General features: G+C 56.1%; 10 protein-coding genes. All 10 read left to right on the top strand.

Translation table 11 applies throughout. The features are described 5' to 3' along the window. The first annotated feature begins 634 nt into the window (after nucleotides 1-634). The 10 genes from Q9R34_RS20265 (at nucleotide 635) to Q9R34_RS20220 (ending at nucleotide 11,939) form a co-directional block, all read left to right on the top strand. The gene (locus tag Q9R34_RS20265) at nucleotides 635-2,134 is read left to right on the top strand and encodes a PTS transporter subunit EIIC (protein ID WP_033755594.1); all 1,500 of its coding nucleotides are present in this window, start codon (nucleotides 635-637) and stop codon (nucleotides 2,132-2,134) included. A gap of 74 nt (nucleotides 2,135-2,208) precedes the next feature. After that, a complete protein-coding gene (locus Q9R34_RS20260) occupies nucleotides 2,209-3,225 on the top strand; it encodes a substrate-binding domain-containing protein (protein WP_048782051.1) in 1,017 nt (338 codons plus the stop codon). A 138-nt stretch (nucleotides 3,226-3,363) separates the two neighbouring features. Continuing rightward, entirely contained in the window at nucleotides 3,364-4,422 is a 1,059-nt protein-coding gene (locus tag Q9R34_RS20255; protein ID WP_485896100.1) for a catalase family peroxidase, read from the top strand. Beyond that, the gene (locus Q9R34_RS20250; RefSeq protein WP_033755600.1) at nucleotides 4,419-4,958 is read left to right on the top strand and encodes a cytochrome b; all 540 of its coding nucleotides are present in this window, start codon (nucleotides 4,419-4,421) and stop codon (nucleotides 4,956-4,958) included. Before Q9R34_RS20255 ends, Q9R34_RS20250 begins: the two co-directional genes overlap by 4 nt. Nucleotides 4,959-4,967: 9 nt before the next feature. Beyond that, nucleotides 4,968-5,477, top strand: coding sequence for an RNA polymerase sigma factor (locus Q9R34_RS20245; protein ID WP_227741457.1), 510 nt, complete (start codon nucleotides 4,968-4,970; stop codon nucleotides 5,475-5,477). Continuing rightward, nucleotides 5,474-6,211 (top strand): anti-sigma factor family protein, encoded by a 738-nt coding sequence (locus Q9R34_RS20240; RefSeq protein WP_048782055.1) that lies wholly within the window; start codon nucleotides 5,474-5,476, stop codon nucleotides 6,209-6,211. The genes Q9R34_RS20245 and Q9R34_RS20240 overlap by 4 nt, the downstream gene beginning before the upstream one ends. Nucleotides 6,212-6,481: 270 nt before the next feature. Beyond that, nucleotides 6,482-7,408 carry an aminoimidazole riboside kinase gene (locus tag Q9R34_RS20235; RefSeq protein ID WP_373688006.1) on the top strand — a complete coding sequence of 309 codons (927 nt, stop codon included), beginning with the start codon at nucleotides 6,482-6,484 and terminating at the stop codon, nucleotides 7,406-7,408. 131 nt (nucleotides 7,409-7,539) lie between these two features. Continuing rightward, nucleotides 7,540-9,093 (top strand): carbohydrate porin, encoded by a 1,554-nt coding sequence (locus Q9R34_RS20230; protein ID WP_485896103.1) that lies wholly within the window; start codon nucleotides 7,540-7,542, stop codon nucleotides 9,091-9,093. A 66-nt stretch (nucleotides 9,094-9,159) separates the two neighbouring features. Beyond that, complete coding sequence (locus tag Q9R34_RS20225) at nucleotides 9,160-10,530, top strand: sucrose-specific PTS transporter subunit IIBC (RefSeq protein ID WP_103797233.1); 1,371 nt, start codon at nucleotides 9,160-9,162, stop codon at nucleotides 10,528-10,530. Continuing rightward, nucleotides 10,530-11,939, top strand: coding sequence for a sucrose-6-phosphate hydrolase (locus Q9R34_RS20220; protein WP_033755608.1), 1,410 nt, complete (start codon nucleotides 10,530-10,532; stop codon nucleotides 11,937-11,939). Before Q9R34_RS20225 ends, Q9R34_RS20220 begins: the two co-directional genes overlap by 1 nt. Nucleotides 11,940-11,943 lie beyond the last annotated feature (4 nt).

Genomic DNA, 11,943 nt, shown 5'->3' with positions numbered 1-11,943 from the left:
GGCGCTGCCGAAGGCACCGCAGATTCTTTAGCGCGTGCTGATGCCGTCTGGAATGACATTATTGCCGCAGGTTAATTAATCTGCGTTTGGGGTAGCTGTCAGCGTTTTTTAGCGCTGATAGTTGACCCCTTTTATTTTTGAATTTTTTTTAGCATGCAAGTTGCACAGCTTTCGCAACAGAGAATATTTTCATTCAGAATGAGCGTTGTTCACATTGTTGAATGAAATCGCGCTTTTTTATAAGTGTTCGCAGTGAACAGGAAAAATTCGCCTTTTCTGCTTCATCAATACCGACGAGCCCTGATTAGCAGAGCGTATTTATGCGCTGTATCACCCTGCTAAGCGACTCACGCTGCCTCTTTCCACCCCGTTCATGGGGTGACGATGACCTCAGGCATTCCTTCGGCACGTGCTCTTCACTCTCTGGCTCAAAAAGCGGGCGCGTTCAGGTACGCAGCCCAGCTTTTACGATCCACTTCAAAAATATCAGTAAATCCTCTGGCTGAAGGCCAAATATCAGTTGCCTGTTGAACAGGCTTCTCGAATGATAAGTAGAACGTTCTAGTAGAACGTTCTACCACTTATAACAGCACTTAAAAAGTGTCATCCAGGGTCTTAAATCGGGGAAAGCAGCATGAGTCTGTTCTCAGGATTGATAAAGTCGTTATCCAAACTATCGATGATCGGCCGCGCGCTTATGCTGCCTATCTCGCTGTTGCCAGCCGCTGGTCTGCTGCTGGCATTCGGCGACAAATTCCATCTGCCGCTGATGATGAACGCCGGCGGCGTCATCTTCGACAACCTGCCGATGCTGTTCGCCATCGGCTCCGCCGTCGGGCTGGCGTCTGAGTCGGGTATTGCGGCGCTCTCCGCCGCCGTCTCGGTTTTTATTACCAATATCACTATCGGCACGGTAATGGGCATTACCCCGGAGATGGCGTCGCAAGGAGGAAAATATGCGATGGTGGTCGGCATACCCACGCTGCAAATGGGGGTGTTTGGCGGTCTGCTCTGCGGCATCCTGGCCGCCTGGTGCTATAACCGCTTTCACACGCTGCAGCTGCCTGAGTTCCTCGGCTTCTTTTCGGGCAAGCGCTTCGTCGCCATCGCTACGGCCTGCTTATCCTTTCTGATGGGGCTGCTGCTGCCCTATATCTGGCAGCATATCCAGTCGGGCATCGATGCGCTTTCTGTGGTGGTGAACGGCGATAATCAGGCGGCCTCCACCTTTATTTTCGGGTTAGTGGAGCGCGCGTTGATTCCGCTCGGGCTCCATCATATCTGGTATCCCTCTTTCTGGTATTCGTTCGGCGACTACACCACGCACGCCGGCCAGGTGATCCACGGCGACCAGACGATCTGGTTTAAGATGCTGGAAGAGGGCGTTAAATCCTTCAGCAGCGACTCCTATCAGAACGCCGGCAAGTTCATGCAGGGCGAGTTCCCGCTGATGCTCTTTGCTTTGCCTGCCGCCTGCCTGGCGATGTATCACGAAGCGCAAACGGCCAATAAAAAAATCGCCGCCGGGATCCTCTTCTCCGCCGCGCTCACCTGCTTCCTGACGGGGATAACCGAACCGGTTGAGTTCACCTTTATCTTTGTCGCGCCGATCCTCTACGTGTTTAACGCCATCATGGCGGGCCTGGCCTACATGATGATGTATCTGATGCATGCGCATATCGCTAAATCATTTTCCGCCGGATTTATCGACTACCTCTCATTCGGCATTCTGCCCTCGTTCAACGGTTATCAGACCCACTTCCTCAACGCCGTGATCATCGGCGTGCCGATGGGACTGATTTACTACTTTACGTTCCGCTATGTTATCCGCCGCTTTGATATCAAAACGCCAGGCCGCACCCTTGTGACGGCCAATATGAACGATAAATCGGATAACGAGATTGCGACCGAAATTATCGGCTTGCTTGGCGGGGCGCAAAATATCAATACTGTCGGATCCTGCATCACCCGTTTGCGGCTTGAGGTAGTGAAAAGCGAACTGGTCGATAAGGATGGCCTTAACGGCGTCGGCGCGCGCGGAGTGGTCTTTGTCGGTGATACGGGCATTCAGGTTATTTTCGGCGCCCGCGCGCAGTTTATCGCGCAGACGATGTCGACCATGATGGCCAAATAGCAGGCAGCGGCGCTCTCCGGCTACGGCGGGAGCGCGCGCTGGAATAATGGATCGGATTGTTATCAGGAGCAGGTTTGAAAAAAGTCAGCATCATCGATGTGGCTAAAGAGGCTAGCGTATCGGTCTCTACCGTTTCGCTGGTTTTACGGCAGAAAGGCAAGATTTCCGATGCGACTATCGAGAAGGTTCAGGCCGCTATCCAGCGGCTGGGGTACGTGCATAACGTCGCCGCCGCCAACCTGCGCGCCAGCACCTCTAATCTGATAGGACTTATCCTCTGCGACTTCAGCGACAGCTATACCGTTAAGGTGATGGCGAGCGTGGTTAAAGAGCTCGAGAAAAAGGGATTTATGCTGTTTCTCGGTCAGCCGCACGATGACGAGGCGAGCCTGGAACGCTGCCTGCTTTCGTTTAAACAGCAGGGCGTCGCAGGCATTATCTACCTGACGTCCGACACCGTTAATCCCACCGTGCCGGAGCGGCTGCGACGCTGCCCTTTACCGTTCGTGGTGGTCTCGCAGACGCTAATCAGCGAAACGTGCAATCTGGTAATGCGCGACAATCGACAGGCTGCGGCGCTGGCGACGCGCTATCTGCTGGATCGCGGCCATCGTAATATCGGCTATATCGGCGGCGAAGCGGATTCGCTGCTGCGCACGCAGCGGCTGCAGGGGCTGCGGGCCAGCCTGCTGCAAAACGGTATTGCGCACAAGGACGAGCTCGCGCCTGCCTGCAGCGACGATACCTTTGCGGCGAGTCTGGCGACGCGCCACCTGCTGGAAAAAAACAACACCCTTACCGCACTGCTCTGTCATTCGTCGACGGCGCTGATTGGCTGTCTTAACGGCATTCAGCAGGTCGGGCGCACTTTAGGCAAGGATCTCTTCCTGACGCAGCAGGTCGCACTGGTCGGCTTTGAGGATATGCTGCAGGTCAATCTTACGTCTCCCTCCTTGACCTACGTCTCATCCGCGAGCGAGGAAACCGGACGGCAGGCGGTAGAGCTGATTGTCAGCAACATCCGGGATCCTGGTTTGCCCAGGCAGCGCATCTTGCTGAGCGGCGAACTTGTCGTGCGCGAGTCTGCATGACGCCGCTCCGCTTGTTTTCCACGTCGTTACCGACAGCCTGAGCGGTTTCCCCGCAGCCGAAAAAAAATCTTATGCCTCGGGAATAAAGCTGTCGCTGGTTCGTCTTATGCGCTCTTTGCAAACAAGCGATCCTATCCTATGACGAACTCTCCACTTTCCACCGGCCAGAAAGTCGCGCGCCTCGCGCTGGTCGGCGTGGTTCCGCTGGCGCTGATCATCGTGTTTTTATGGGCCGGCGGCTGGCTGGCGCCGCAGCGTCTCTCCGCCGATAAGCTGGTTACGGCATTGCAGCAGTCCGGCGGCGAACATCTTGGGTATCGGCGCAATCACGCCAAAGGGGTCTGCGTCATCGGCGAGTTTAGGGCAACCGGCAACGCCAGCGCCTTCTCGCGCGCGCCGCTGTTCGCGCAGGGCGCGACGACGCCGGTAACGGGACGCTTTGCCATCGCCGGCGGCAACCCCGGGGCGCCCGATTATGCCGTTCCGGTGCGCAGCATGGCGCTGCTGTTTCAACAGGCGGACGGACAGCAGTGGCGTACCGGCATGAATGCGATCCCGTTCTTTCCGGTTGCCACCGTGCAGGGGTTCTACGATCAGCAGGTCGCTTCGCGACCCGATCCGGCTACCGGCAAACCCGATCCGGCCAGAATGAAAGCCTTTGTGCTTCAGCATCCGGAAATCAAACCTTTCCTCGCCTGGATAAAAGGGTACGTGCCCTCGTCCAGCTGGAGCAGCGACAGCTTCAACAGCCTGAATGCCTTCCGTTTTATCGATAAATCCAGCGCTGCGCATCTGGTGCGCTGGAGTATGGTGGCGCAAACGCCCCGTCAGCCAGAGACCGCGGAAGAGAAAACCGACAAAGATTTCCTGCAAAAGGATCTTGCGCAGCGTCTGGCGAACGGGCCGCTGAAATGGGATCTGATGGTAACCCTGGCTGGCGCGGGCGATGCGGGTAACGACGCATCGAAAGTCTGGCCTGCCGATCGCCAGACCATTAATGCCGGGACGCTGGTGGTGACCCGTTCGCTGCCTCAGCAGCAGGGCCCGTGCAACGATATCAATTACGATCCGCTGATTCTGCCCGATGGCATCGCCGCCTCCGACGATCCCTTACTGAATGCGCGCTCCGCAGCCTATGCCAAATCCTATAACCAGCGCACCCGCGAACAGTCTGAACAGGCAGGTCATCCATTATGAAACAGGTAACCTATTTTCATCCCGCGCTGCGTCTGGTGCACTGGCTAATGGCGCTGGCGATAATGACTATGTTATTTATCGGTGTGGCGATGGTGTCGACCGTCTCCTCGCTGCACGGCCTGCTGGTGGCGATTCACAAGCCGCTGGGCCTGATGATATTTGTGCTGGTGGTGGTTCGGCTGTGGCTGCGCTTTTATACCGCCATTCCGCCGCTGCCCGGCTCGATTCCCGCCTGGCAGCGCGCCCTGGCGCACCTGTCGCACTGGGCGCTGTATGCAATGATGCTGGCTCAACCGCTGATTGGCTGGGCGATGCTTTCGGCGGCGGGCTATCCGGTGACCCTCGGCGGCGGATTCGTATTGCCGGCCATCGTGCCGGTGAATAACGACTGGTACGCGCTGTTGCGTCCGCTGCATTCCATCGTCGCGCTGTTGCTATTCCTGACCATCATGGCGCATCTGGCGGCGGCGTTACTGCATGCGCTGGTACTGCGCGACGGTGTGTTTAACAGTATGGCGGGAACCCGCAAACGCTGAGGAAAGCCTGTGTCGCAGCTGACTGACGAAGAGATCCGGGACGTGATGCCGCATCTGCAACGCTTCGCGCTGTGGCTGACCCGCAGCCCGCACAGCGCTGATGATTTAGTGCAAAGCTGTTTAATCAAGGCATTGACGCGAACGCCGCAGAGCCGGGATGAGCAGAGCCTGCGCGCCTGGCTGTTTGCCATTCTTTATCGGCAGTTTATCGACGGCGAACGGCGGCGAAAGCGCTATCGAACGCTTCTCGCCTTTTTTACCGGCGAGGAGGCGTTGAGTAGCTCTACCGAGTCGATGGCGATTGCAGACGATACGCTGGCGTTGTTCGCGACGTTGCCGACCGATTATCGCGCCATACTGCTGCTGGTGAGCGTGGAGGGGCTGAGCTATAAAGAGGCGGCCGAGACGCTGGATATCCCGCTGGGAACGGTGATGTCGCGTCTCTCCCGGGCGCGAAAACTGCTGCATGAGAAATTAGAAGGCAAGGTCAAGCCGTTACCCCTAAGGAGACTGAAATGAAACCCGACGAAGAGGATCTGCACGCCTGGATAGATGGCGAAGCGGATGACGCTACCGCACGACGCGTCGAGCGTTATCTGGCGGAGGATCCTCAGGCTGCCGAACGCGTGGCGGAGATGCGTTATGAGATGCAGCTTTTGCGGCAGGCGATGCACCAGCAAAAGCAGACGCTGGAAACGCCCGAGCCGCACGCTTTTCGCCGCCGTGCGCGGCAGCAGCGGCAGCGAAAGCTGGCGCTTGCCTGCGTATTGGTTCTATCCCTTAGCGTCGGCGGCTTTACCGGCTGGCAGCTGAAAGATTCGCAAATGGCCGGTCATTTGCCGATGGAAGATGCGGTGCAGGCCTATAAGCTGTTCGGCAATGCGACGCTGACGCCGATGGACGTGGTCGCCAGCCAGCAAAACGAGCTGGCGAGCTGGGTCGGGCGCTATTTTATCAACGGCAATTTGCCGCCTAATCTGGAGCAGTATGGCTTTAAACCGCTCGGCGCGCGCCTGATAGCAACGGCGCAGGGCCCGGCGGCGCTGGTGATGTATCAGGATGCGCACGGCACCCGCCTCGCCTGGTATATCCGGCCGCTCAGTCCGGTTAAGCTGCCGCACGGCGAGCGCAAAGCCGAGAATGTGATGGCGCAGTACTGGAGTGATGAGCATTACAATTATGCCCTGGTCACGCCGCTTGATGCGGCGGCGACCGGCGACGTGCGTAAAGCGCTCTCAGAAGTAACGGGGTGATATCAGGAAGCCCATCGACAATAACGTCAGCTAAATCATAACCGCTACGCCAACATGCCCGACTCTCTCTTTATCCCGGTTGTTTGAGCCGGAGGAGGGGCTGGGGACACTATCATGGAACCGGGCGTCCTTTGTAAGAGCGCTATCCAAATCTGTTATCTGCCTTTACCTGCTGCCTGGCATTATTAACAGCCGTGACAATGTCCAAATCCTTAATGCATACTATCGCCACATAGCTAAATCGGTTTAGCTTTTTACTGGAGTTTACTGATGAATCGAATCTGGTGTTTAGGTGATGCGGTGGTTGATTTGCTTCCTGAAGAGGACGGGCGTCTCCTGCAATGTCCTGGAGGCGCGCCGGCTAACGTGGCGGTGGGAATCGCCCGGCTTGGAGGAAACAGTCGATTTATTGGCCGTGTGGGAGACGATCCTTTCGGACGCTTTTTGCGACAAGTGCTTGAGAGGGAAAATGTGGATGTCTCCTGCATGTTGATGGATAAGACGCACCGCACTTCAACCGTGGTAGTAGCACTGGACGCCGAGGGTGAACGTACCTTCACATTTATGGTTCGCCCAGGCGCGGACTTATTTCTGGAACGCCATGATCTTCCTCAGTTTATCCCTCACGACTGGTTACACTGTTGCTCAATTGCACTGCTTCAGGAACCCTCTAGAAGCACCACCTTACAGGCAATGAAATCAGTGCGTGACGCAGGCGGCTATGTCAGTTTTGACCCCAATATTCGACTCGATCTCTGGCAGGATAAAGCTGAACTCCATCGCTGTATCAGGCAGGCACTTCAACTGGCAGATGTTGTGAAGCTTTCCGAGGAAGAGCTGATATGGATAGCGGATTGCGCCGACGTTGAAGCCGCTATCGAGGAGCTGGCGAAGCATTTTGCGATCAGATTACTGTTGGTCACTCAGGGTAGCGCAGGCGTATGGGCCTGGTATAACGACGGGCTTGTTCACTATCCGGCGAAGCCCGTACTCAGCATCGATACAACCGGTGCTGGAGATGCCTTTGTCGCAGGGCTGTTATGGGGACTTGCGCAGAACGGGCTTCCTGCTGATGCTGCGCAACTGGCGGCACGTCTGCAGTGCGCACAGGCATGCGGCGCGCTTGCGACAACAGCCAAAGGGGCAATGACAGCTTTGCCTGATTACCCGCAACTGCAGGATCACCTCAATCAGTAATCGCTTTTACTCCCTGTTTTGAGACATGCCTCACATCAACTAAACCGGTTTAGCAAATTCCGTTGCGCTTTCAAAATCAGCACAACTATGATGCTGACCTAAATCGGTTTAGCAATAACGTTTTATTGATGATGGCCTTACCTCAGGGATGCAAACCAGTGAAAAAACGTCTTTTAGCGCTTAGCCTCGGCACATTATTGAGTTCTGGCCCCGCCTGGGCGGTTAACTCTATGGAAAGTATTGAAGCGCGTCTCGCGGCAATGGAAAAACGCCTGGCTGCAGCTGAACAGCGGGCCAGTGCTGCGGAATACCGCGCGCTGGCTGCTGAGAATCAGGCACAGAAGCTGACTGCCACGCAACAGCAGCAACAGCAGCCCCAGATCGTGAACGAACAGAGAGAACCGCGCGCCGAGAAACCAGAACAGAGTAGCAGGAATAATACAGATGGATTTGAATTCCATGGCTACGCGCGTTCAGGGCTGCTGATGAATAGCTCCGCAGCAAAAACGCAGGGCGGCCCGACCGTCACGCCGGCAGGAGAAACCGGCGGTCACGTTGGCCGACTCGGCAACGAACCCGATACCTACGTTGAGCTTAATCTCGAACATAAGCAAATCCTCGCTAACGGCGCGACGACCAGGTTCAAGGCGATGCTGGCCGACGGTCAGCGAACCTACAATGACTGGAGTGCCGCCAGCAGCGATCTCAACCTGCGTCAGGCTTTCGTGGAACTTGGACAGTTGCCCACGTTCACTGGTGCCTTCAAAGACAGTACCGTCTGGGCTGGTAAGCGCTTTGATCGCGATAACTTCGATATTCACTGGATTGATTCTGACGTGGTGTTTCTTGCTGGCACCGGCGCAGGCATCTATGACGTCAAGTGGAGCGACGAAGCGCGCAGCAACCTGGCGATTTACGGTCGTACCTTCGGTGATATCGAGAATAATGACAACACCGCACAGAATTACATTCTGTCTCTGAATAATTTTGTAGGGCCGCTGCAGCTGATGGTGAGCGGCATGCGCGCTAAAGATAATAATGAGCGCACCGATATTGACGGCAATCGCGTTAAAAACGATGCAGCGAACAACGGTGTGCATGCGCTAATCGGACTACACAGCGATAGCTTCTATGGCCTGCGTGAAGGGTCATCGAAAACCGCGCTGCTCTATGGTCACGGCTTAGGCGCTGAGGTGAAAACCATCGGTGCCGATGGCGCACTGCTGCCGGAAGCTGATACCTGGCGTCTGGCCAGTTATGGCATGACGCCGCTCGGCGAGGGCTGGCATGTCGCACCGGCGCTACTGGCGCAAAGCAGTAAAGACCGTTACGTCAAAAGCGACAGCTATAAATGGGTTACCGCTAACCTGCGTCTGATTCAGGAAATTACCCAGAATTTCGAGATGCAGTATGAAGGCTCCTGGCAGTATATGGATCTGCGTCCTGCAGGCTACAACAACCGCAACGCCGTTAGCGGCAACTTCTACAAATTAACCGTGGCGCCGACGCTGAAGGCGAGCGACGTCGGGGAATTTCTAAAACGTCCTGAAATCCGCCTGTTCGCCAGCTGGATGGACTGGGATCACCGCCTGGATAACTACGCCACAGATGATGCCTTTGGCAGCAGCGGCTTTAAGGCCGGTGGTGAGTGGAATGTCGGCGTACAGATGGAAACCTGGTTCTGATATTGCGGCCCCCCACGGGGGCCCTGTTCCCTTTTGTTGGCATTAAAATGAAAAACTGAGGTCATTATGGATTTTGTGAACATCTCGCGCGCGCTGCTGCCGTTGCTAGGAGGCCGAGAAAATATTGCCAGCGCGGCGCACTGTGCAACGCGCTTGCGCCTGGTGCTGGTGGATGATGCCAAAGCGGATACCGCCGCAATTGGAAAAATTGAGGGAGTTAAAGGATGTTTTCGCAATGCGGGACAATTGCAGGTGATCTTTGGCACCGGCGTGGTTAATAAAGTCTACGCTGCCTTTATTCGCGAAGCCGGCATTAGTGAAGCCAGTAAGTCAGAAGCGGCTGATATCGCCGCGCGCAAGCTCAACCCCTTCCAGCGCATCGCGCGTCTGCTGTCGAATATATTTGTCCCAATCATTCCGGCCATCGTTGCATCCGGCCTGCTGATGGGACTGCTGGGAATGGTAAAAACTTACGGCTGGGTAAACCCCGACAATGCGCTCTATATCATGCTGGATATGTGCAGCTCGGCGGCATTCATCATTCTGCCAGTCCTGATTGGCTTCACCGCTGCGCGAGAATTTGGCGGTAACCCGTTCCTCGGCGCCACGCTGGGCGGCATTCTGACACACCCTGCGCTGACAAATGCCTGGGGCGTAGCGGCCGGATACCACACAATGAACTTCTTCGGCATAGAAGTGGCGATGATCGGCTATCAGGGCACCGTATTCCCGGTACTGCTGGCGGTGTGGTTTATGAGTATTCTGGAGAAACAGCTGCGCCGAGTGATTCCGGATGCACTTGATCTGATCCTGACGCCGTTCCTGACGGTAATCATTTCCGGCTTCATTGCGCTACTTATTATCGGTCCGGCAGGCCGTATGCTCGGTGACGGCATTTCATTTGTGCTCAGCACACTCATTGCTCATGCGGGCTGGCTGGCTGGATTACTCTTCGGCGGCCTGTACTCGGTGATTGTTATTACCGGCGTGCATCACAGCTTCCATGCCATAGAGGCAGGGCTGCTTGGCAATCCGTCGATTGGCGTTAATTTCCTGCTGCCGATCTGGGCAATGGCGAATGTGGCGCAGGGCGGCGCCTGTCTGGCGGTCTGGTTCAAAACCAAAGATGTCAAAATCAAGGCGATTTCGCTGCCATCCGGCTTCTCCGCACTGCTCGGCATTACGGAAGCGGCTATTTTTGGTATTAATCTGCGCTTTATGAAGCCGTTCATTGCCGGACTGGTCGGCGGCGCGTTAGGCGGGGCCTGGGTGGTATCAATGCATGTTTCAATGACCGCAGTAGGCCTGACCGGTATTCCCGGCATCGCGATCGTGCAGGCAAGCTCACTGCTCAATTATGCGACTGGCATGGTGATCGCATTTAGCGCTGCGTTTATTCTCTCTTATTTGCTCAAATACAAAACGGATGCAGACTAATGGGCTCGACCACACTGTTACCCCAAATTCTTAACGCAGTGATGCGTGGTCAGCCGAAGGCACTCAGCGATCCCCACTATCCTGGCTGGCACCTTGCGCCGGTAACGGGGCTGCTTAACGATCCCAATGGCTTTATCAATTTCGCTGGTCGCTATCATCTCTTCTATCAGTGGAATGCGTTGGGCTGTGAACACAAATTTAAATGCTGGGGACACTGGAGTTCCACCGATCTGCTCCACTGGCAGCATGAGCCGATTGCGCTGATGCCTGATGAAGCCTTTGACCGCAGCGGCTGCTACTCTGGCAGCGCCGTGGATGATAACGGCGTGTTGACGCTGATCTACACCGGCAACGTGAAATTTGACGACGGATCGCGCACCGCCTGGCAATGTCTGGCCGTCCAAAATGAGGCGGGCTGTTTCGATAAGCTGGGGCCGGTTATCGCGCTGCCGGAGGGATATACCGGACATGTTCGCGACCCAAAAGTATGGCGGCATGGCGATCAGTGGTACATGGTGCTCGGGGCACAAGACAGCCATAAGCAGGGCAAGGTGCTGCTGCTGCGCTCTGCAGATTTGCATCACTGGCACCCTTTAGGCGAGATTGCCGGCAGCGGTCTGAACGGGCTGGGCGACGCTGGCTATATGTGGGAATGCCCAGATTTGTTTACTCTTGGGGAGACGACTTTCCTGATTTGCTGCCCGCAGGGCATTGCACATGAAGAGCAGCGCTTTCTCAACGCACATGCCAGTGCCTGGCTCGCTGGCAATTTTAATTACGACACCGCCGACTTCGCTCATGGACCCTTTCACGAGCTTGATGCTGGCTTTGAGTTCTACGCCCCGCAAACCACGCTTACCGCCGACGGACGGCGGCTGTTGATTGGCTGGATGGGCGTGCCGGACGGCGAAGAGATGTACCAGCCAACAATTGCGCAATCCTGGCTCCACCAGATGACTTGCGTGCGCGAACTCGACGCGCGTGATGGTCGTCTTCTGCAGCGACCGGTCGCTGAATTGCAGGCATTGCGCGGCGACGAACACCGTTATTACGGTCGGGCAAGCGGCGCCCCGGTGTTAGCAGCGCAGCGGCTGGAACTGGTGCTTACGGGGTCGGGCGGTATTACGCTGAATTTTGCTGAAACTTTGTATCTGGACTGGCATGGAGAAGGATTGCGTCTCGCCCGGCGCAGTTTGGTGAGCGGCGAATGGCACTATCGCTACTGGCGTGGAGCGGTTACTGAGCTGCATATATTATGCGATCACTCCAGCGTTGAAATTTTTATCAATGAGGGTGAAGGCGTGATGAGCAGCCGCTATTTTCCGGCGCATCACGCGCAACTCACGCTGATCGGCGACGAAGAAGTGAATGCCCGCTACTGGCCGTTGCGTCACCTCATGGTAGAATAAGTCA

It is taken from the genome of Enterobacter sp. BRE11 (assembly GCF_031844285.1).
GTDB lineage: Bacteria > Pseudomonadota > Gammaproteobacteria > Enterobacterales > Enterobacteriaceae > Pantoea.
Note: the sequence above shows the minus strand (reverse complement) of the source record. Positions and strands in the feature narration are given on the sequence as shown.